The 21,869-nt window shown below is 63.1% G+C and carries 18 protein-coding genes; 11 read left to right on the top strand and 7 right to left on the bottom strand.

Annotated features, from left to right (window positions below):
* The 4 genes from PspS04_RS15045 to PspS04_RS15060 all read left to right on the top strand — a co-directional run bounded on the left by PspS04_RS15045 (nt 1) and on the right by PspS04_RS15060 (nt 4,991).
* The gene (locus tag PspS04_RS15045; protein WP_159996233.1) at nt 1–1,059 is read left to right on the top strand and encodes an alpha-ketoacid dehydrogenase subunit beta; all 1,059 of its coding nucleotides are present in this window, start codon (nt 1–3) and stop codon (nt 1,057–1,059) included.
* Nucleotides 1,060–2,343: a dihydrolipoamide acetyltransferase family protein gene (locus PspS04_RS15050; protein WP_159996235.1), complete on the top strand. Its 1,284-nt coding sequence runs from the start codon at nt 1,060–1,062 to the stop codon at nt 2,341–2,343.
* 3 nt (nt 2,344–2,346) lie between these two features.
* Nucleotides 2,347–3,729, top strand: a complete 1,383-nt coding sequence (gene lpdA, locus PspS04_RS15055) for a dihydrolipoyl dehydrogenase (RefSeq protein ID WP_159996237.1) — start codon at nt 2,347–2,349, stop codon at nt 3,727–3,729.
* Nucleotides 3,730–3,971: 242 nt separating this feature from the next.
* The gene (locus PspS04_RS15060) at nt 3,972–4,991 is read left to right on the top strand and encodes a branched-chain amino acid aminotransferase (protein WP_095168736.1); all 1,020 of its coding nucleotides are present in this window, start codon (nt 3,972–3,974) and stop codon (nt 4,989–4,991) included.
* 36 nt (nt 4,992–5,027) lie between these two features.
* Here PspS04_RS15060 and PspS04_RS15065 read toward each other — a convergent pair whose 3' ends face one another.
* The gene (locus tag PspS04_RS15065) at nt 5,028–5,942 is read right to left on the bottom strand and encodes a LysR substrate-binding domain-containing protein (RefSeq protein WP_159996239.1); all 915 of its coding nucleotides are present in this window, start codon (nt 5,940–5,942) and stop codon (nt 5,028–5,030) included.
* Between the two features lie 105 nt (nt 5,943–6,047).
* Between PspS04_RS15065 and PspS04_RS15070 the strand changes: the two genes are divergently transcribed.
* Nucleotides 6,048–6,656: a LysE family translocator gene (locus PspS04_RS15070; protein WP_159996241.1), complete on the top strand. Its 609-nt coding sequence runs from the start codon at nt 6,048–6,050 to the stop codon at nt 6,654–6,656.
* Here PspS04_RS15070 and PspS04_RS15075 read toward each other — a convergent pair.
* On the bottom strand, nt 6,653–7,417 hold the full coding sequence (locus PspS04_RS15075; RefSeq protein ID WP_159996243.1) for an ArsR/SmtB family transcription factor: 765 nt from the start codon (nt 7,415–7,417) through the stop codon (nt 6,653–6,655). The genes PspS04_RS15070 and PspS04_RS15075 overlap by 4 nt on opposite strands.
* An 80-nt stretch (nt 7,418–7,497) precedes the next feature.
* On the opposite strand from PspS04_RS15075, the gene PspS04_RS15080 reads away from it, so the two are divergent.
* Nucleotides 7,498–8,604 (top strand): cytochrome P450, encoded by a 1,107-nt coding sequence (locus tag PspS04_RS15080; protein WP_159996245.1) that lies wholly within the window; start codon nt 7,498–7,500, stop codon nt 8,602–8,604.
* 7 nt (nt 8,605–8,611) lie between these two features.
* On the opposite strand, the gene PspS04_RS15085 is transcribed toward PspS04_RS15080, so the two are convergent.
* Complete coding sequence (locus PspS04_RS15085; RefSeq protein ID WP_159996247.1) at nt 8,612–8,950, bottom strand: FKBP-type peptidyl-prolyl cis-trans isomerase; 339 nt, start codon at nt 8,948–8,950, stop codon at nt 8,612–8,614.
* 231 nt (nt 8,951–9,181) lie between these two features.
* Here PspS04_RS15085 and PspS04_RS15090 point away from each other — a divergent pair, with 231 nt between their 5' ends.
* The gene (locus tag PspS04_RS15090) at nt 9,182–10,993 is read left to right on the top strand and encodes a monovalent cation:proton antiporter-2 (CPA2) family protein (protein ID WP_095168732.1); all 1,812 of its coding nucleotides are present in this window, start codon (nt 9,182–9,184) and stop codon (nt 10,991–10,993) included.
* A 216-nt stretch (nt 10,994–11,209) separates the two neighbouring features.
* Nucleotides 11,210–12,313, top strand: coding sequence for a DNA alkylation repair protein (locus PspS04_RS15095; protein ID WP_159996249.1), 1,104 nt, complete (start codon nt 11,210–11,212; stop codon nt 12,311–12,313).
* A gap of 5 nt (nt 12,314–12,318) precedes the next feature.
* Here PspS04_RS15095 and PspS04_RS15100 read toward each other — a convergent pair whose 3' ends face one another.
* Nucleotides 12,319–13,215 carry a LysR family transcriptional regulator gene (locus PspS04_RS15100; protein WP_159996251.1) on the bottom strand — a complete coding sequence of 299 codons (897 nt, stop codon included), beginning with the start codon at nt 13,213–13,215 and terminating at the stop codon, nt 12,319–12,321.
* Between the two features lie 133 nt (nt 13,216–13,348).
* Between PspS04_RS15100 and PspS04_RS15105 the strand changes: the two genes are divergently transcribed.
* On the top strand, nt 13,349–15,001 hold the full coding sequence (locus tag PspS04_RS15105; protein WP_159996253.1) for a GMC family oxidoreductase: 1,653 nt from the start codon (nt 13,349–13,351) through the stop codon (nt 14,999–15,001).
* 108 nt (nt 15,002–15,109) lie between these two features.
* On the top strand, nt 15,110–16,732 hold the full coding sequence (locus tag PspS04_RS15110) for an MFS transporter (RefSeq protein WP_095168727.1): 1,623 nt from the start codon (nt 15,110–15,112) through the stop codon (nt 16,730–16,732).
* Nucleotides 16,733–16,836: 104 nt separating this feature from the next.
* On the opposite strand, the gene PspS04_RS15115 is transcribed toward PspS04_RS15110, so the two are convergent.
* The 3 genes from PspS04_RS15115 to PspS04_RS15125 all read right to left on the bottom strand — a co-directional run bounded on the left by PspS04_RS15115 (nt 16,837) and on the right by PspS04_RS15125 (nt 20,910).
* Nucleotides 16,837–19,314: a TonB-dependent siderophore receptor gene (locus PspS04_RS15115; protein WP_159996255.1), complete on the bottom strand. Its 2,478-nt coding sequence runs from the start codon at nt 19,312–19,314 to the stop codon at nt 16,837–16,839.
* A 106-nt stretch (nt 19,315–19,420) separates the two neighbouring features.
* Complete coding sequence (locus tag PspS04_RS15120) at nt 19,421–20,392, bottom strand: FecR domain-containing protein (RefSeq protein ID WP_159996257.1); 972 nt, start codon at nt 20,390–20,392, stop codon at nt 19,421–19,423.
* Entirely contained in the window at nt 20,389–20,910 is a 522-nt protein-coding gene (locus PspS04_RS15125; protein ID WP_095168724.1) for a sigma-70 family RNA polymerase sigma factor, read from the bottom strand. The genes PspS04_RS15120 and PspS04_RS15125 overlap by 4 nt, the downstream gene beginning before the upstream one ends.
* 166 nt (nt 20,911–21,076) lie before the next feature.
* Between PspS04_RS15125 and PspS04_RS15130 the strand changes: the two genes are divergently transcribed.
* Entirely contained in the window at nt 21,077–21,295 is a 219-nt protein-coding gene (locus tag PspS04_RS15130) for a DUF4287 domain-containing protein (protein ID WP_095168723.1), read from the top strand.
* The last annotated feature ends 574 nt before the right edge of the window (nt 21,296–21,869 follow it).

Consider the following 21,869-nt stretch of genomic DNA (forward strand, 5'->3'; position numbering starts at 1 on the left):
ATGAACGATCACAACCATAAAATCGAGTTGGAAACCGCCATGACCACGACCACCATGACCATGATCCAGGCCCTGCGCTCGGCCATGGACGTGATGCTTGAGCGCGACGACAACGTAGTGGTGTTCGGCCAGGACGTCGGCTACTTCGGTGGCGTGTTCCGTTGCACCGAAGGCCTGCAGAACAAGTACGGCACCTCGCGGGTGTTCGATGCACCGATCTCGGAAAGCGGGATCGTCGGCGTCGCCGTCGGCATGGGTGCCTATGGCCTGCGCCCGGTGGCCGAGATCCAGTTTGCCGACTACGTCTACCCGGCATCCGACCAGATCATTTCCGAAGCCGCCCGCCTGCGTTATCGCTCGGCCGGCGAGTTCACCGCGCCGATGACCCTGCGCATGCCGTGCGGCGGTGGCATCTACGGTGGCCAGACCCACAGCCAGAGCATCGAAGCGATGTTCACCCAGGTCTGCGGCCTGCGCACCGTCATGCCGTCCAACCCCTACGACGCCAAGGGCCTGCTGATCGCCTCCATCGAAAACGATGACCCGGTGATCTTCCTCGAGCCGAAACGCCTGTACAACGGCCCGTTCGACGGCCACCACGACCGCCCGGTGACCCCTTGGTCGAAACACCCGGCCGCGCAGGTACCGGACGGCTACTACACCGTGCCACTGGACGTCGCGGCAATCACCCGTCCGGGCAAGGACGTGACCATCCTTACCTACGGCACCACCGTCTATGTCTCCCAGGTGGCGGCTGAAGAAAGTGGGATCGATGCCGAAGTCATCGACCTGCGCAGCCTGTGGCCGCTGGACCTGGAAACCATCGTCAACTCGGTGAAGAAGACCGGCCGTTGCGTGGTCGTCCACGAAGCCACCCGCACCTGCGGTTTTGGCGCCGAGCTGGTGTCGCTGGTACAGGAACACTGCTTCCACTACCTGGAAGCGCCGATCGAACGTGTGACCGGTTGGGACACCCCCTACCCGCACGCGCAAGAGTGGGCGTATTTCCCAGGGCCGTCCCGTGTGGGCGCGGCGTTGAAACGGGTCATGGAGGTCTGAATGGGCACGCACGTTATTAAAATGCCGGACATTGGCGAAGGCATTGCAGAAGTAGAACTGTCGGTGTGGCACGTCAAGGTTGGCGACCTGGTGGTCGAAGACCAGGTACTGGCCGATGTGATGACCGACAAGGCGATGGTCGATATCCCTTCGCCGGTGCACGGCAAGGTGATTTCCCTGGGCGGTGTGCCCGGTGAAGTGATGGCCGTGGGCAGCATCCTGATCAGCATCGAAGTCGAAGGCGCGGGCAACTACAAGGAATCCGCACAGCCGGCTGCCGTGGCCGAGGTCAAGGCCGAGCCCGCCAAAATGGCGCCGGCACCCGCACCCAAGGTCGAGACCGTGGCGCCGAGCAAACCTGCAGCAGCCTGCCGACCAGCGCCCCAGGCGCCGGTGGCTCGTACCGCCGACGAACGTCCGCTGGCCTCGCCGGCCGTGCGCAAGCATGCCCTGGACGCTGGTATCCAGTTGCGTCTGGTCCAGGGCACCGGCCCTGCCGGGCGCATTCTCCACGAAGACCTCGACGCCTACCTGGCACAGGGCCCCGGGACAACCTCCACGGCCGGCAATGCCTACCGCGAACGACATGACGAAGAGCAGATCCCGGTCATCGGCATGCGCCGCAAGATCGCCCAGCGCATGCAGGACGCTACCCAGCGTGCGGCGCACTTCAGTTATGTCGAAGAAATCGACGTCACCGCCGTCGAAGAACTGCGCGCACACCTCAACGAAAAACACGGCGCGAGCCGCGGCAAGCTGACCTTGCTGCCGTTCCTGGTGCGTGCCCTGGTGGTTGCCCTGCGCGACTTCCCGCAGATCAACGCCCGCTACGATGACGAAGCCCAGGTGATCACCCGCCTTGGCGCCGTGCACGTGGGTATCGCCACCCAGGCCGACATCGGCCTGATGGTGCCCGTAGTGCGGCACGCCGAAGCCCGCAGCCTGTGGGACAGCGCCGGGGAAATCGCCCGCCTGGCCACGGCCGCGCGCAACGGCAAGGCCAGCCGCGACGAACTGTCCGGCTCCAGCATCACCCTGACCAGCCTCGGCGCCCTGGGTGGCATTGTCAGCACCCCGGTGCTGAACCTGCCGGAAGTGGCGATCATCGGCGTCAACAAGATCGTCGAGCGGCCTATGGTGATCAAGGGCCAGATCGTGATCCGCAAAATGATGAACCTCTCCAGTTCCTTCGATCACCGAGTGGTCGATGGCATGGACGCAGCACAATTCATCCAGGCCCTGCGTGGTTTGCTCGAACAACCCGCTACGCTGTTTGTGGAGTAAGACATGCAGACTCTGAACACCACGCTGCTGATCATTGGCGGCGGCCCTGGCGGTTACGTAGCGGCTATTCGTGCCGGGCAACTGGGCATCAATACCATCCTGGTCGAAGGCCAGGCACTGGGCGGCACCTGCCTGAACATCGGCTGCATTCCGTCCAAGGCGCTGATTCATGTCGCGGAACAATTTCACCAGACCCGCCAACACAACCAGCACTCGGCCCTGGGGATCACCGTCGCCGCGCCGAGCCTGGACATTGGCAAAAGCGTCGAGTGGAAGGATGGCATCGTCGATCGCCTGACCACCGGCGTTGCGGCCCTGCTGAAAAAGCACAAGGTCCAGGTCATCCATGGCTGGGCCAAGGTAGTCGACGGCAAGACCGTTGACGTCGGCGACACCCGCATCCAGTGCGAGCACCTGCTGCTGGCCACCGGTTCGAAAAGCGTCAACCTGCCGATGCTGCCGATTGGCGGGCCGATCATCTCCTCCACCGAAGCCCTGGCACCCCAAAGCCTGCCGAAACACCTGGTGGTGGTCGGCGGCGGTTACATCGGCCTGGAGCTGGGCATTGCCTACCGCAAGCTCGGCGCCGAAGTCAGCGTGGTCGAAGCCCAGGAGCGGATCCTGCCAGCCTACGACGCCGAGCTGACCCAGCCGGTGCACGAAGAGCTGAAAAAACTCGGGATAAAGCTTTACTTGAAACATAGCGTGCAAAGCTTTGATTCTGATGCAAATACTCTGCAAGTCACGGAGCCGGATGGCGGCACCCTGAGCCTTGCGACCGATCGGGTGCTGGTGGCCGTCGGACGCAAACCCAACACCCAGGGCTGGAACCTCGAAGCCCTGAACCTGCAGATGAACGGTGCGGCGATCAAGATCGACAACCGCTGCGCCACCAGCATGCGCAACGTCTGGGCGATCGGCGACTTGAGTGGCGAGCCGATGCTGGCTCACCGCGCCATGGCCCAGGGTGAGATGGTCGCGGAGCTGATCAGCGGCAAAACCCGCGAGTTCAACCCCACCGCCATCGCCGCCGTGTGCTTTACCGACCCGGAACTGGTGGTGGTCGGCAAGACCCCGGACGAAGCCAAGGCGGCGGGCCTGGACTGCATCGTTGCCAGCTTCCCGTTCGCCGCCAACGGCCGGGCGATGACCCTGGAATCGAAAAGCGGCTTCGTGCGGGTCGTGGCACGTCGCGATAATCACCTGATCCTGGGCTGGCAAGCCGTCGGGGTCGGGGTCTCGGAGTTGTCCGCCGCATTCGGCCAGAGCCTGGAAATGGGCGCTCGCCTGGAAGACATCGCCGGCACCATCCACGCCCACCCGACACTGGGTGAGGCGGTACAAGAGGCTGCATTGCGGGCCTTGGGGCATGCGCTGCACCTGTAATCCAGGGGCGATTGGTGGGCATAGGTGATGGCCTCTTCGCGGGCAAGCCCGCTCCCACATGGGTTAGACGTACTGTGGGAGCGGGCTTGCCCGCGATTTCTTGAGGCCAACACGATTAATCTGCCTCTCGTCCGATCGTCTGGGCTGCGAAACCGGCCCGGAATGAAGTATTGTTGTGCCCATCCAGAAAAACGTCAGAAGCCTTGAACCGTTCAGGCGATTGTTAAGTGATAGAGGGTGTCATGGGTAACGAAAGCATCAATTGGGACAAGCTGGGTTTTGACTACATCAAGACAGACAAGCGCTATCTGTCGCACTGGCGTAACGGCGAGTGGGACGCAGGCACCCTGACCGAAGATAACGTGCTGCACATCAGTGAAGGCTCCACCGCCCTGCACTACGGCCAGCAATGCTTCGAAGGCATGAAGGCCTATCGCTGCAAGGACGGCTCGATCAACCTGTTCCGCCCGGACCAGAACGCCCTGCGCATGCAGCGCAGCTGCGCACGCCTGCTGATGCCGTTCGTCGAAACCGAACAGTTCATCGAAGCCTGCAAGGCCGTGGTCCGTGCCAACGAGCGTTTCATTCCGCCATACGGCACCGGCGGCGCGCTGTACTTGCGCCCGTTCGTGATCGGCGTGGGTGACAACATCGGCGTACGCACCGCCCCTGAGTTCATCTTCTCGATCTTCGCTATCCCGGTCGGCGCCTACTTCAAGGGCGGCCTGACCCCGCACAACTTCCTGATCTCCAGCTTCGACCGTGCCGCTCCACAAGGCACCGGCGCGGCCAAGGTCGGTGGCAACTATGCCGCCAGCCTGATGCCCGGCTCCCAGGCCAAGAAGGCGCACTACGCCGACTGCATCTACCTGGACCCGATGACCCACTCGAAAATCGAAGAAGTCGGCTCGGCCAACTTCTTTGGGATCACCCACGACAACAAGTTCGTCACGCCGAAGTCGCCTTCGGTGCTGCCGGGCATTACTCGTCTGTCGTTGATCGAGCTGGCTCAGTCGCGCCTGGGCCTGGAAGTGGTGGAAGGTGACGTGTTCATCGACAAGCTGGCGGACTTCAAGGAAGCCGGCGCCTGCGGCACTGCCGCAGTGATCACGCCGATCGGTGGCATCAGCTACAACGACCACCTGCACGTGTTCCACAGCGAAACCGAAGTCGGCCCGATCACCCAGAAGCTCTACAAAGAGCTGACCGGTGTACAGACCGGCGACATCGAAGCGCCAGAAGGCTGGATCGTCAAGGTCTGATCCAGCGTTCCAGGCACTGAACAGGCCCAGCCGGCGTTAGCGCGTCGGCTGGGCCTTTTTTGTCGGCGCCGTTGCTGCGGACTGGGCGCGCAACCATGCCACGAAGACTTGCGTCTGCTGTGTCACCTGCGGGGCCAGCCCGTAGTAGTAACGCGGCAACGGTATGCGCATTGCGGGCAACGGGCAGATCAGTTGACCATTTGACAGATGGCTGCCCAGCAGCGACGTCGGGCACAAGGCAACACCCTGTCCCTCCACGGCGGCCTCCAGCACCAGATGCATGTGCTCGAACTGGCGTGTCAGTTGGGTGCTCGATTGGGCCTGGCCGAAGTGCATGGCCCAGTTATGCCAGTCTTCGCGCCGCGCCTTGGCGATCAGCAGTCGGTGCCCAACCAGCGCGTCGAGGTCATCGAGGCCGAGGCGTTCGATCAGCGAAGGCGCCGCCACCAGCACCAACTCGTCCTCAAACAACGCCTGCGCCTCAAGGGCCGGCGCCCAGTCGTCACGTCCGCGGCGAATCACCACGTCGAAGCCATCCCGCGCCTGATCGGGCGCCTGGGTCTGGGTGACCACCTGCAGTTCGATCTGCGGGTACAGGGTGCTGAATTCAGCGAGCCTGGGGTTTAGCCAGAGCATGGCGAAGGACGGGCGCACGTTGATTTTCACCGCAGGCAGCGAGGCCTGTCGCTTTAGCTCAGCGGCGGCGCTGGCGATCTGTGCCAGGCCAGCGCTGACCTGTTCATAGAAGCGCTGCCCAGCCGGCGTCAGCACCGACTGACGGATTCGGCGCTCGAACAGCAGTACACCCAGATGCTCTTCAAGCAACTTGATGTGCCGGCTGACGGCGCTGTGGCTGACATGGAGCTCCTCGGCCGCCAGGCTGAAGCTCTGGTGGCGGGCAGCAACGGCGAAGGCACGAACAGCATTCAAGGGCGGGAGTTGAGTGATCATGGGTCTAATTTAGTCACATATGCGTGGCAATTAAAGCGTTTGTCACGTGCTCGGCGTCGCGCCAACCTTTGCACACCCAGCCGACACCTTCTGACGGAGCACGACATGCACACCTACGGACTGTTTTTACTGTTCGCCACCCTGACCATCCTGAGTCCCGGACCTGGTGTGCTGCTGACCCTGTCCAACGCCCTGCGGCACGGCTGGACCGGTGCACTGCCAGGTATTCTGGGCATCGCCTCGGGTGCCTTCCTCGTGGCTTCGATCAGCGCCACCAGTGTCGGCCTGATTCTCAGTACCTCAGCGCAGGCCTTCAGCGTACTGAAATATGCAGGTGCCGCTTACCTGCTGTACCTGGGGTACAAAAGCTGGCGCTCCGACCGTTTCAGTGCGCGGCTACACGCCTCACCTACGAGTCCCGGCTATCGTTACCTGGAAGCCGCGTCGATCCAGTTCCTCAACCCCAAGGCAGTGTTTTTCTTTCTCGCGGTTTTCCCGCAGTTCATCGATCCTTCGGCGCACTTCTACAGCCAGTTCTTCAAGCTGGTCGCGTCCTACGGCGTGGTGGTAATCCTCGTACATACCAGCTATGCCCTACTCGCCAACGCCGCCAGAGGCTGGTTGTCGAGCCCGAAAGGTGCCTGGTTGACGGCCAAGATCTCGGGGGCTACCTTCGCCGGTTTCGGCGTGTTGATGGCTTCCGCCAACCGCTAGGGCCCAGGGCTGACGAGCGCTCGGCGTACGGTTTTGCGAGCCCCAGCTGATGCTGGCGGCAACTGGGCCGGCAACGGGACGCCGAACCGGCTGCCGAGTTCTTTGTGCCCGGTTGCCGTCAGTGCCAACGCCCGGCTGTCCAGGTCCTGGATCAACCACCTGCGCTTGAGTGCGGTCGCCAACAAGGCTGCCCCCAATGCGCCACCCAGGTGCGGGCGGCGCATGCTCCAGTCCAGGCACGGACAGGCAAAGCGCCGGCGCAGTGCGCTCAGCTCACTGACCTCAATGCCCAACTGCTGGAATCCCGCCTCGCCGCTGGCACTCAACCGATACGACTGTTGCTCGGTAACCAGCAGCCAGCCGGTCTCGAGCATCCTGTCGTGCAGCAACACCGCCAGGGTGCCGGCCATGTGGTCGTAGCAGGTACGGGCAAATTGCAGGCGATCCGGGGTACGTGGGGTGAAGGTCGGCGCGGCGTTCTGGCCGATCACCATCAGTGCTTCCAGGGCCTGGGCGACCTGCTGATTGGCAAGACTGTAATAACGATGGCGGCCCTGTACGTGCAGGCGCACCAGCGCCAGCTCCTTGAGCCGGGCCAGATGGGCACTGGCGGTCGACGTGCTGACTTCGGCAATGCTCGCCAGCTCGGTGCTGGTACGGGCATGGCCATCCATCAACGAACAGAGGATTTTGGTCCGAGCCGGCTCGGCGATCGCTGCCGCCACCTGCGAGACACCAACGTCGTGTTGTTCTGCACTCATATTTCGCTCCCGGACGAATCGTCGTCCTGCCGAACCCCGGATAGTAACAAGACTTACCACTACCCATAAGGCCGCGTCCCATGGACCCGATTATCGCCGCGACTCACGCCGATCCCTATCCCTACTACGCCAGTCTGCGCGCTGCGGGCGGGTTCGCCTTCGACCAGGATCTGGGTCTGTGGGTGGCCAGCAGCGCCCGGGCGGTGGCTGCTGTGCTGGCGCATGCCGACTGCCGGGTGCGCCCGGCACTCGAACCGGTGCCCGCTGCAATTGCCCAGGGTGAAGCCGGCCAGGTGTTCGCGCGCTTGATGCGGATGAACGACGGCGAACCCCATCGCTGCCCGCGCTCGGCCATGGCGCCGGCGCTGGAGCGGGTCGACACCGAGCAGGTTGGCGAACGGCTGCGTGCCCGGCTGATCACGGCAGACGCCGCCGGCCTGCACCAGGCCATGTTCCTGGGGCCGGTGGCGGTGCTCGCTGCAATGCTGGGCTTCGCGCCCAGCGAAGGCAGGACCCTCAGCCAGTTGACCGCGGATTTCGTCGCCTGCCTTTCACCCTTGAGCACTGCCGCGCAACGGGTCGCGGCCCACCAGGCCGCCGAACAATTGAAGGGTTATTTCATCGAGCAACTGAGCGCCGAGGACGCAAAGAGCCCGCTACTGGAAAGCCTGTGCCAGGGCCTGACTGATCGCGAAGTCCTGCTGGCCAACCTGATCGGCCTGCTCTCCCAGACGTACGAAGCCAGTGCCGGGCTGATTGGCAACGCCGTACTGGCGCTGATCCGCGAGCCAGGGCTACTGCCGGAGCCCGGGCGAGTCGATGGGTTTGTGGCAGAGGTTCAGCGCTTTGACCCGCCAGTGCAAAATACCCGGCGCTTTGTCAGCGCACCCTGCGAGATCGAGGGCGTGCGCCTGGCACCCGGCGATAGCGTGCTGCTGTTGCTGGCCTCGGCCAACCGCGACCCGCAACTCAACCCAGAGCCCGAGCGCTTTGTACTCGAACGCCCGGCCCGGCGCAGCTTGAGTTTCGGTGCCGGACGCCACCACTGCCCCGGCCAGGCATTGGCCATGAGCATCGCCAGTGCCACCCTGCGCGAGTTGCTGGCGCACAGGGAGCACTTCGGCCGACTGGCCTGGCACTACCGCCCCTCGCTGAACGGGCGGATCCCCCTGTTCAGCGAAAAATGAGCATCGATCAGTCGTCCCGCGTCAGCACTTCCAGCAGTTCGATCTCGAACACCAGGTTGGAATTGGGCGGGATGCTGCCCATGCTGCGCTCGCCGTAGGCCAGGTGCGCAGGCACCCGCAGCTGGCGTTTACCACCGACTTGCATGCCAAGGATGCCCTGGTCCCAGCCCTTGATCACGCGCCCGGTGCCGATCACGCACTGGAACGGCTTGCCGCGGCTCCAGGAAGAGTCGAACTCGGTGCCGTCTTCCAGGCAGCCGCGGTATTGGGTGGTGATCAACGCGCCTTTTACCGCAGCTTTGCCGCTGCCCACCAGCAGGTCGATGACCTGTAATTCGTCGTTCATTGCTGCTCTCGTCTGTTCACTGGCCCGACTGGCCAGTGGGCAATCTTAACCCAGACAGCGTGCTGGATTCGCGACATCACGCCAGGCGCTCCGCGGCGTAACACTCGCTTGTCAGACTGGCCAACGGCTGATCCAGCGATGCAGTCAACGTGCCCCACCGTTACACTGCGCGTCGAACCAGACGGAGTGTCAGCCCCGTGTTTAATCTTTTTGACTGTCCAGGAGTGACTCATGCCCCATGAAGGCAACCTGTTGCAAGCCGCTGTGGTGTTTCTGTTTGCGGCGGTGCTCACCGTGCCTTTGGCCAAACGCCTGCAACTGGGGGCCGTGTTGGGCTACCTGCTGGCCGGGGTCCTCATCGGCCCCGCCGTGCTGGGGCTGATCGGCAACCCGCAAAGCGTGATGCATATTTCCGAGCTGGGCGTGGTCCTGCTGCTGTTCATCATCGGCCTGGAACTGTCGCCGCGCCGACTGTGGGTGATGCGCAAGGCGGTGTTCGGCGTCGGCTTGGCCCAGGTGGTCTTGACGGCCTCGGTGATCGGCGTGCTGGCGTTCTATATGTTCGGCCAGAAACTCAACAGTGCCATCGTGCTCGGCCTCGGCCTGGCCCTTTCATCCACCGCCTTTGGCCTGCAAAGCCTGGCCGAACGCAAGGAGCTGACCAGCCCTCACGGGCGCCTGGCGTTTGCCATCCTGCTGTTCCAGGACATCGCCGCGATCCCGTTGATTGCCATGGTGCCGCTGTTGGCCGGGGGCAATGACACCACCACCCCTGCCGAAGACCTCAACCATGGGTTGCAGGTACTCGGCAGTATCGCCGTGGTGGTCGTGGGTGGGCGCTATCTGTTGCGCCCGGTATTTCGCATCGTCGCCAAGTCCGGCCTGCCGGAAGTGGCCACTGCCACGGCGCTGCTGGTGGTGATCGGCACCGCCTGGTTGATGGATGAAGTCGGGGTGTCGATGGCCCTCGGCGCGTTCCTCGCCGGCCTGCTGCTGGCGGACTCTGAATACCGCCACGAACTGGAAGCGCAGATCGAACCGTTCAAGGGCCTGTTGCTGGGGCTGTTTTTCATGAGCGTGGGCATGGGCGCCAACATCAGCCTGCTGTTCAGCGCCCCGGTTGCCGTGCTCGGCCTGACCGTGCTGCTGATTTCGCTGAAGCTGCCGCTGCTGTACCTGGTCGGACGCATGGCCGGTGGCCTCAACCGCGTGAGCGCGGTGCGCCTGGGCATCGTCCTGGCAGCTGGCGGCGAATTTGCCTTCGTGGTGTTCAAGATTGGCCGCGACCAAGGCTTGTTCGATGCCCGCCTGTATGACCTGCAGGTGCTGACCATTACCCTGTCCATGGCCGTCACCCCGTTGCTGTTGCTGCTGTGCGCACGCCTGGCCAAACCCAAGGTCGAGCCGGTGGCCGTGCCGCCGCACCTGCGTGAGATCGACACCGACACCCCGCGCGTGGTGATCGCCGGCATGGGCCGCATGGGGCAGATCGTGGCGCGGATCCTGCGGGCGCAAAAAATCCGCTTCGTGGCCCTCGACACCTCGGTGGAAACCATCGAACTGTCCCGCAGTTTTGGCGGTGTGCCGGTGTTCTACGGCGACCCGATGCGCCCGGAAATCCTTAGCGCGGCCAAGGTCGAGCAGGCGGAGTTCTTCGTGATTGCCACCGACGACCCGGACACCAACATCAAGACCGCGGAACTGGTGCGCCGGCTCTACCCACACATGAAAATCATCGCCCGTGCCCGTAACCGTCAGCACGTCCATCGCCTGGTCGACCTGGGCGCCGAGGCGGTGCGGGAAACCTTCCATTCCAGCCTGGAAATGAGCCGCATGACTCTGATCGGCCTGGGACTAAGCAAGGCCCAGGCCGCAGCGCGCATCGAAACCTTCAAGCAGCACGACGAACAAGTGCTCGAAGCCCAGCGCGCGATCTATGACGATGCCGCCAAAGTCATGCAGACCGCCCAGGAAGCACGGGAGGAACTGGCCCGGTTGTTCGAGGCCGACCAAACGCAAGAGGACACCCCCAAGCCGGCGTAGAAACCCGCTTTGCGCCCCCTCCACCACCGTAGGAGCGAGTGCCCGCTTGCGAGCTTGCTCGCGATGGTCGTAAGCACGACGCGTTTATTCAGGTATAACGCGTCATAGTTGACGACCATCGCGAGCAGGCTCGCTCCCACACGTATCCATAAATTGTGGCGTCCCAGGCAGGCGCCATTGCGAGCAAGCTTTGCTCCAATCTTCAAAGGACCCTCAATGAGCACCCCTGAGCAATCCTCCCCGGCCTTGAAGGAGATCTTCAACGCCGAGCGCTTTGCCCACATCGCCAGTGAACTGCGCGCGGTGTATCCAGCGTTCGATCACCAGGCGTTCCTGGCCATGGCCTGCGACGGACTCGAACCTCTGTCGGTGATGCAGCGCATGGCCCATACCGCCGAGTGCCTGCATGCAGTGCTGGGCCTGGACTACGAGCAGACGCTGGAGGTCCTGCGCCTGTTGGCGCCACGCCTCAACAGCGGCTTCGTCAGCATGTTCCTGGCCCACTACGTCGCCCGCTACGGCAGCCACGCGTTCGAATTGTCGATGGACGCGCTGCAGCACTTCACTCGCTTCGGCTCCTCGGAATTTGCGGTACGGCACTTCCTGCGCAGCGACTTCGAACGCACCCTGGCCCTGATGCACGACTGGTCGCTGGACCCCAACGAACACGTGCGCCGGCTCGCCAGCGAAGGCAGCCGACCCCGCTTGCCCTGGTCGTTCCGCCTGGAGCAGGTCCAGGCCGACCCGACCCTGGCCGCCGAGATCATCGACAACCTCAAGGCCGACAGCAGCCTGTACGTGCGCAAGTCAGTGGCCAACCACCTCAACGACATCACCAAGGACCACCCGGACTGGGTGCTGGACACTCTCGAGGGCTGGTCGCTGGAGGATCCTCGTACCGCCTGGATCGCCCGTCATGCTCTGCGCAGCCTGATCAAGCAGGGCAATCAACGGGCGCTGACGCTGATTGGCGCAGGGGGCAAGCCTGAAGTCGAGATTCATCAGCTGAGCATTGAACCCGCCGTGATCGCCTTGGGGCAAAGCATCAGCCTGTCGTTCGACCTGCAGTCCACCGCCGATGTCGCCCAGCGCCTGGTGGTGGATTACGCCATCGAATACGTCAAGGCCTCGGGGGCGACGTCAACCAAGGTGTTCAAGCTCAAGGGCCTGACTCTGCCCGCCCGGAACCGGCAGAAAATCAGCCGAGCCCAGCGGATCCGCGACATGACCACCCGCAAGCACTACCCCGGCACCCACGCGGTGCACATCATGGTCAACGGCGAGCGACTGGCGAGCACGGCCTTCGAAATCACCCGCTGAAGCGCCTACGCCAGTTCCGGGCCCAGCAACAGGCCCTGCTCGCGCTCACACAGCTGCACCACATAGTCCCACAGCACCCGCAGCCGCACCGACTTGTGCAGCTCGCGGCGGGTGCTGATCCAGTAGCTGCGCTGGATGCTTTCGGCCGGCAGCAGCGGCACCAGGTCCGGGGCGCCACTGGCCATGTAGCACGGCAATACGGCGATCCCCAGGCCCGCGCGCGCCGCCTGTTGCTGGGCGATCACGCTGGTACTGTGGAACACCACCTGGGGGCTGCGGCAGAAGCTGTTGAGGAACATCAGTTCCTGGCTGAACAACAGGTCGTCGACATAGCCGATCCAGGCGTGATGGCCCAGGTCTTCGCGGCTGCGCAGGGGCGGCGCGCGGTCGAGGTAGTCCTGGCTGGCATAGAGCGCCAGGCGGTAATCGGTGAGTTTGCGGGTGACCAGCATGTCCGCCGACGGCCGCTCCAGATGAATGCTGATCTCGGCTTCGCGGTTGAGGATGCTGACGAACCGCGGCACGGCCACCAACTCCACCTCAAGTCCAGGGTAGCGGTCGAACAGGCCCTTCATGCGGCTGGCGAGAAACATGATGCCCAGCCCTTCCGTGACCCCCACGCGGATCTTGCCCAGGGGCGCCGTGGACTGGGTGATTTCCTCCTGGGCCAGCAACGCGACATTTTCCATGGCCTCGGCATGTTTAAGCAGCGCTTCGCCGGCCGGGGTCAACTGGTAGCCCTGCGCCTGCTGGACAAACAACGCGGTGCCCAGGCTCTGTTCGATGGCCTCGATATGCCGCGCCACCGTGGCATGCGTGGTTTTCAAGCGCTTGGCCGCGGTCAGCAAGCGGCCGCTGCGTTGCAGCTCGAGAAAAAACCGCAGGTCATTCCAGTCGAACATCGGTCTTCCTTGTTAAACGTGGACTTGGCGCTGTCTATAAACGCACAGCGGCTGAGCAAAAACTAACATTCTTTTGTCGAAAACTAACAACTAGGATGAAGCGCAATAAGAACAACACGCTGCGAGGTCATGGATGTCACCTGCCGTTGATGCATACGATTACATCGTGGTCGGCGCCGGGCCCGCCGGATGCCTGCTGGCCAATCGGCTGAGCGCCAACCCACAACACCGGGTGCTGCTGCTCGAAGCCGGCGGGCGCGACAACTATCCCTGGATCCACATCCCCGTCGGCTACCTGTTCTGCATCGGCAACCCACGCACCGACTGGTGCTACAAGACCCAGGCCCAAGCTGGCCTGCAGGGCCGCAGCCTGAGCTACCCACGGGGCAAAGTGCTCGGTGGCAGCTCGTCGATCAACGGCATGATCTACATGCGCGGCCAGGCCGGTGACTACGATCGCTGGGCCAGCGAAGGCAATCCCGGTTGGAGCTGGAACGAGGTACTGCCGCTGTTTCGCCAAAGCGAAAACCATTTTGCCGGCGCCGACGACTTTCACGGCGCCAGCGGCGAATGGCGGGTTGAACGCCAGCGCCTGTCATGGCCGATTCTCGACGCCTTTCGCAACGCCGCCGAACAGACCGGCATCGCCAACATCGACGACTTCAACCAGGGCGACAACGAAGGCTGCGGCTATTTCCAGGTCAACCAGAAGGCCGGCGTGCGCTGGAACGCCGCCAAGGCGTTTCTCAAGCCCGTCGCCCAGCGGCCTAACCTGACGGTACTGACGGGGGTCGATGTCGACCGCGTGCTCCTGGAAAACGGCCGGGCCTGCAAGGTCACCGCGCGCTGGCAGGGCCAGGCCAGCACCTTCACCGCACGCCGGGAAATCATCCTCAGCGCCGGCTCCGTCGGCTCGCCCAGCATCCTCCAGCGCTCCGGCATCGGCCCGGCTGGCCTGCTCAAGCGCCTGGGCATCAACCTGGTGCATGAACTCAATGGCGTGGGTGGCAACCTGCAGGATCACCTGCAACTGCGCTTGATCTACAAGCTGGAAAACGCCCGCACCCTGAACCAGATTGCCGGCAGCCTGTGGGGCAAGATGGGCATGGGCCTGCGCTACCTGTACGACCGCAGCGGCCCGCTGTCGATGGCCCCCAGCCAACTCGGCGCCTTTGCCCGATCAGGGCCCGAGCAGACTTCGGCCAACCTTGAGTACCACGTCCAGCCGTTGTCGCTGGAGCGTTTCGGCGAACCGCTGCACCCATTCCCGGCATTCACCGCCTCGGTGTGCGACCTGCGTCCGCAAAGCCGTGGCCGGATCGAGATCAGTTCGGCCGACCCACAGCAGGCGCCGCTGATCCAGCCCAACTACCTGAGCCACCCCGAAGACCTGCGCGTGGCCGCCGCCGCCATTCGCCTGACCCGGCGGATTGTCAGCGCCAAAGCCCTGCAACCGTTCAAGCCGGTGGAGTATCTGCCGGGCGCCGAATTGCACACCGAGGAGCAGTTGCACGAGGCCGCCGCGCGGATCGGCACCACCATCTTCCATCCGGTAGGCACCTGCCGCATGGGCCAGGATGACGATGCGGTCGTCGATGCCCAACTGCGGGTGCATGGCATTCCCGGCCTGCGCATCGCCGACGCCTCGATCATGCCCCACATCACCTCGGGCAATACCTGTTCACCCACGCTGATGATCGCCGAGAAAGCGGCGCAACTGATTCTCGCCCCACCGACAAGGAGCAACGCCACACCCACAGAACGGGCAACCGTACCGCACCTGTAGGAGCAAGCTTGCCCCTACAGGGCAGATGCATGACAGCAGACGCGCCAGCCCGTAAGGCAGGCGCCGACAGTGGAACAACAATAAATAATCACTGTGAGGGATACCCGTATGTCAGACCAGGCACCCGCCGTGGCAGGAACGCTGAGCACCGGCACCAGCAAGGACACCCAGAAAGTCATCTTCGCCTCGTCCCTGGGGACGGTTTTCGAATGGTATGACTTCTTTCTCTATGGCGCCCTCGCGGCGGTCATCAGCAAGCAGTTCTTCGCCGGGGTCAACGACACCACCGCGTTCATCTTCGCCTTGATGGCGTTCGCCGCCGGGTTCATCGTGCGGCCGTTCGGCGCGCTGGTGTTCGGCCGGTTGGGGGACATGATCGGGCGCAAATACACCTTCCTCGCCACCATCATCCTGATGGGTGTGGCGACCTTCTGCGTCGGCCTGCTGCCGACCTACGCCAGTATCGGCATTGCCGCGCCGATCATCCTGGTGGTGCTGCGCATGCTCCAGGGCCTGGCCCTGGGCGGGGAGTACGGCGGGGCCGCGACCTACGTCGCCGAGCACGCACCGATGGGCAAACGCGGATTCCACACCAGCTGGATTCAATCTACCGCGACCCTCGGCCTGCTCCTGTCGCTGCTGGTGGTGCTGGGGTGCCGCTACTTCACCGGCGACCAGTTCGAAGTCTGGGGCTGGCGTATTCCGTTCCTGCTGTCGATCGTGCTGCTGGGCATCTCCACCTGGATCCGCCTGAGCCTGCATGAATCGCCGGCCTTCCTGAAAATGAAAGAAGAAGGCAAGTCCTGCAAGGCGCCGATCCGCGAGTCCTTCGGCAACTGGGAAAACCTCAAGGTGGTGCTGATTGCGCTGTTCAGCATCAACGCCGGGCAAGCGGTGACGTTCTACGCCGCGCAGTTCTACGTGCTGTTCTTCCTCACCCAGTTCCTCAAGATGGACCCGGCCCTGGCCAACACCCTGCTGATTGTCAGCGTGGTGATCGGCGCGCCGTTCTTCATTTTCTTCGGCTGGCTGTCGGACCGGGTCGGGCGCAAACCGATCCTGATGCTCGGCCTGCTGCTGGCGACCGTGCTGTACTTCCCGATCTTCAAGACCCTGGCCCACTACGCCAACCCGGCCATCGACCGCGCCAGCCAACAGGCGCCGATTACCGTACTGGCCGATCCAGCCACCTGCACCTTCCAGTTCGACCCGGTCGGCAAGGCTCGTTTCGACAGCCCGTGCGACAAGGTCAAGACCTTCCTGGTCAAGCAGGGCCTGCCGTACAGCAGCGCCGCCGCACCGGCCGGCAGTGGCGTGCAAGTGAGCATTGGCGAGGTGAAAATCGACGGTTACGACGAAGCCGCCCTGCGCGGTGCCGTGACCCTGGCCGGTTATCCGCAGACCGCCGATACCCAGCAGGTCAACAAACCGATGATCGTCGCCCTGATCGTGGCGCTGATCATCATCTCGGCGATGTGCTACGGGCCGCTGGCGGCCTTGATGGTCGAACTGTTCCCGACCCGCATCCGCTACACCTCGATGTCCCTGCCCTACCACATCGGCAACGGCTGGTTCGGCGGCTTCCTGCCAACGGTATCGTTTGCCCTGGTGGTGTACACCGGCGATATCTTCTACGGCCTGTGGTACCCGGTGCTGATCACCGGCGTGAGCCTGGTGGTGGGTATGTTGTGCCTGCGGGAAACCAAGGACGTCGACCTGGAGAAGAACTGAGCCCGAAGGGCCCCGCTCCTACAGGTCCTGTGTAAATCGGGCCCTGTAGGCACCGCAAACCCTGTGGGAGCGGGCACTCGCTCCCACAAGTTCCTGCATTAACTTCAGAAGTCGGCTTTTACCGAGACCATGAAATTACGCGGCTCGCCGTAGTAGTTACCAAAGGTCTCGGTGCCGATGGTGCTGTAGTAGCGCTTGTCGAACAGGTTGTTGCCATTGAGCGCCAGCGACCAGGTGTCGTCGATGCGGTAGCCGACCCGGCCGTTCCACACGGCGTACCCGCCCTGGCTGATCTTTTCGCCACTCAAGGGTGACACGCGGAAGTTGTCGCTTTGCGCATTGACCCCGGCCCCCAGGGTGAATCGCTCCAGCGCTCCCTCCAGGGCGTAGTCGCCCCACATACGCAGCACGTGGCGTGGCACATAGCTGTTGAACGCCTCACCGTTGAGACTGGTGTCGATGTCATCGAGGGTCTTGGTCTGGGTGTAGGTGTAGCCGGCGAGCAACTGCAGACGCTCGATCAGCTCACCGCTGACCTCCGCTTCGAAGCCTTGGGCGCGGACTTTGCCGGCGTTGACGTAGCAATAACCGTCCGAGGATGGGCAGGACGAGTTGTAGTCGGTCTGGGCCTGGTCTTTCTGGATGGTGCGGAACAGGTTGAACGAGCTGTTGAGACGGCCACCGTACCACTCGCCCTTGATCCCCAATTCATAGCTCTGCCCTACCAGCGGCTTGAGCGCCGCGCCGCTTTCGGAGCGCAGGTTGCCTTGCGGGGTGAAGATTTCCGAATAGCTGGTATAGGCCGTGAGGTTTTCATTGAGGTCCAGCAGCAGCCCGGTAAACGGCGTGACCTGCCCGGTTTCCTTGGTCTTGGCCGTCTGTGAAATACCCGAGTTGATGAACAGCGAATCGGTTTCGGAGTCGTACCAGCTGACCCGCCCACCGAGGACAAAGGTCAAGGGGTCGGCCAGTTTCAGGCGGGCCGTGGAGTAAACCCCATACTGCTTGGTGACGCTGTCCACCGGACCACCACGGGTCGAGTTGGCGATGAAATAACTGTCATCGGGTTTCGGCAGGTGCTTGTCGGGATTGAATACGTCCTGGGTCTGCGGCAGGAATGCCACCGAGTAGAAGTCGTTCTTGTTCGAGCGACTGCCATTGAGGCCGACGATCAACTCATGCTCGCGCCCCAACGCCTCGAATTTGCCGTCCAGGTAAGCATCCAGGCCATAGTCGACCTGATCGTAGTCGTACATGCTGCCCAGCATGCGCACGGTGCCGTTGCCTGGGGTGATCGCGCCGGACGGGAACGCGTATTTGATGTCCTGGGTGTTTTTGCTATAGACCCCGGCCACTTTCAGCGCCCAGTTGTCATTCAACTGGTGCGCCAGGTCACCGAAGGTGGTGGTGCGCTGGCTGCGCCAGGTATTCCAGGACGGGTCCAGGCAGGTCGAGCGGCTGAGCTTGAGGTCGCTGCCATCGCGGTAGCGCGGCATGCCACCCCAGCACGGGTTGGCGTCGACATCTTCGTAAGCAATGCCCAAGCCCAGGGTGGTGTCGGCGGACAAGTCGTAATCCAGTGCACCGTAATAGACCTGGTCCTTGCGACTGGCATCGTCATAGAAGTAATGCTTGCTCTGCTCGGCGATCACCGCACGGCCACGCAACGTTCCGGACTCGTTCAGCGGGCCGCCGGTATCGACCTGGCCTCGGTAGTTGTCCCAGGTTCCGCCGGACAGGCTCAACTGGGTCTGCGGGGTACTTTGCCCGCGCTTGCGCACAAAGTTGACGCCACCGGCGGTGCCGCCCGAGCCCTTCATCATCCCGGCTGCCCCGCGCAGCACCTCGACCCGATCGTAGTAGGCCATGTCACTGCTGAAACTGTCGGCCTGGACATAGGAGTTGCCCATGTCCAGCGGCACACCGTCGTACTCATACTGCCCGGACATGCGAAAACCCCGGGAGTAGAAGTACTTGCCGCCCATGGTCGAGTCATAGACGGTAATGCCCGGGGTCTTTTCCATGACCTGGTCGATGGTGTTGAGATTCTGGTCGTCGAGCATCTTGCGGGTGATCACGGTCACCGATTGCGGGGTTTCCCTGAGCGAATGGGCCCCCTTGGCGATGGTCACCGCACCGGTGGTGTACGAACCGCTGCCTTCGGTCGTCGCCCCGAGTTCCTGGGCATTGACGTTGGTCGCCGCCAACTCCAGGGCCGAGCCTGCGGACGGACGGGGACGCAGCACATAACTGCCGTTGGCCTGGGGTTCGGCTTGCAAGGCGCTGTTGGCGAGAATCCGCGCAAACCCATCGCCGACGCTATAGGTACCGCGTAAACCCGCTGATTGTTGGCCCGCGGTCTGCCGTGCGTCGAACGAGATGGCCGCGCCCGCCGCACTGGCGAATCGGCTCAGCACCTCGGTCAGGCTGCCGGCCGCGATATCGTAGGATTGCACCGCCTGCTGCGACGGCGCCGCGGCCTGGGCAGTCGCCACACCAGCGCCGCTGGCTGCCAGCGCGAACAGGCCAATCCTCACCGCAGTCGCCAACCGACCCGCACCCGGCTTGTACACAAAAGACATGCTTACCCTCCCCCAGAACCATCCAAATGAAATCACTGAGGGATGAGCCGAACGACGTCGATAAAAAGTGCACATGAGAATCAATTAATTTTCTGGCCGCCGCGCTTCAGGCCGCTGCAGGCCCGGAAACATTGACCCAATAGCGACTGTAGTGCTGGATCTTCAGACCGAAGCCGCTGTGCAGCGCAGCCAGTGCCCGGTCAGTGTCATCCACCGGAAAGGCGCCGGAAATCTTCATCCGCGCAATCTGCTGGTCGCAGCGCAGTACCCCGGGACGATAGCGCGAGAGATCGGCGAGCAACTCGCCCAGCGGTCGGTCGATGGCGATGATGCTGCCCTGCTGCCAGGCGCCGACCGTGGCATCGTTCTGGCGAAGCGTGCCCAAGGTCTGGGAGGTGAAATCCAGGCGTTGCCCGGCGTCGAGACGAACCGGTTGCCCGCCCCGCGCCAGGCTCACCTGCAAGGTGTTATCCAGCACCGCCACCTCACCGCCAGCGACCTGGGAGCGCACGATAAAGCGCGAGCCCAGGGCCAATACCTGAGCGTGAGGGGTGCTGACGCGCAGCGGCCGCTTCAGTGAATCCTGCGCGCTGCTGACCAGCATTTCCCCCCACAGTAATTCCAGCACCCGTTGCGCGCCGTCGAAGCGCACGTTGACCGAAGTGTCGGTGTTGAGCAGCAACGAACTGCCGTCCGCCAGACGCACCTCACGCCGCTCGCCCACGGCAGTGCGGTAGTCGGCCAACAGGTTCTGGGTGGTCTCGCTACGCCAGCCCAACCACCCCAGGGAACCGGCCGACGCCAGCACCAGCACACTGCGCAATACCTGCCGGCGCGAGTGCTGGACACCGTGCAAGGTCGGCGCCACGAAGTTGCCCGGCACCAGGTCCATCTGCTGGCGTACTGACTCGATGCGTTGCCAGGCCTGGCGGTGCAGCTCATCGGCAGCCTGCCAGGCATGCCAATCCTGTCGATCCTGGTCGCTTGCCTGACCGGACTGCAGCCGTGCATACCACTGCGCGGCCGCACTCAGCGCCTGCAGTTCAGGACCGGACAAGCTGGACTTGAGGTGACTCATGACAGCTGCAACTGCAGTTGCATCAGGCAGCAATGCTCCATGGCCTTGGCCATGTGGTTATTCACCGTACGCGTGGAAATGCCCAGGCGCTCGGCGATGCGCGGATACGTCAGGCCTTCGAACTGCGACAGGATGAACACCTGCTTGACCTGCTTGCCCAGGCCTTCGAGCATGCGGTCGATGTCCAGCAGCGCCTGCAGCATGATCGCCTGCTCTTCGAGCGACGGTTGCTGAGATTGCGGGGCGCTGGCCAGGACTTCAAGGTAGGACTGCTCCAGCGAACGCCGGCGAAACAGATCGATCAACAGGCCCTTGGCGACCTGCGACAGGTACGGCCGCGGCTCACGAATCTCTAGCGCATTACGTGCCTTGAGCACCCGCACGAAAGTGTCCTGCGTCAAGTCTGCCGCATCGCAGGCACTGCCCAGGCGCTGGCGCAGCCAGCCCTGCAACCAGCCGTGATGCTCGTGGTACAGGTCGTGGACGGCACTGCGCAGGGAAAGATCGTTGGCGGACATGACGGCGCAGGTTCGTGATTGATAATGTTTCGCATTGTCATGTGGCGCGGGTGGGCTTGGCAATAGGCAGTTGCCATTCGTCTGCCGCACCCACCCTTGGTCGCCAGGGATTAAATCTGGTCTAGGCTTGAAGCCACCTCTACGTGCATGCAGGAGCTGCCACGTCATGTCATTCCAAGCCTATCTGGACAACATCCAGGCCAAGACCGGCCAATCACCGGCTGACCTCAAGCAATTGGCCAACGCCAAAGGGTTCGCCGAAGACGGCAAATTGAAAGCCGGAGTCAAGGCCGGCCAGATCATCGAATGGTTGAAAGCCGACTTCGACTTGGGTCATGGGCATTCCATGGCCATCTATGCATTGCTCAAGGGTAAAGAGTCATAATGATAAATTGTCATCTTACTGTCATATACAAACGACAGCTAAACGCTAACTTACACCGATTACGACTGCTTCCTGTCTAATTGCTAAACAACTGTTAATTCACCGTTGACTTAAAACACTCGCCTGAGTAGATTGCCCCGGGTCGGTAAACCCGGCCCTTTTTTCAACTCACAAAAGAATTCAATGGACACAGTATCTAGACGCTGCCCGACCGATACGTATACGCCAGGTCGGGCCACTTACCCAGTCATCGACGGGACTCGACCTCGGTCGGGCATGCTGCGCTAGAGCCTGAGGCTCCAACGTAACCTGCCTCGCCGGCGTCAGTCCGGTTGCGAGGCATGTTATGAACTTCATCTGCACCTACATCCCAGGGGTTCGCCCCCTTGCCACAGCGGCGCGAGCCCTGCTGCGCCGCCCGCCAGCGGCCCTCCCACGGGCGCTTTTCAACGCCCCGCCTGCACGCCTGCGATCTCACCCGCTGGGGCATTGGCATGTCTGCTCGGCGAGTGGCCAGCTCGAGCAACGCTGGAGCCTCGATGACGGCCAGGAACCTCCAAGTCGGGGCTTCGTG

It is taken from the genome of Pseudomonas sp. S04, from assembly GCF_009834545.1.
GTDB lineage: Bacteria > Pseudomonadota > Gammaproteobacteria > Pseudomonadales > Pseudomonadaceae > Aquipseudomonas.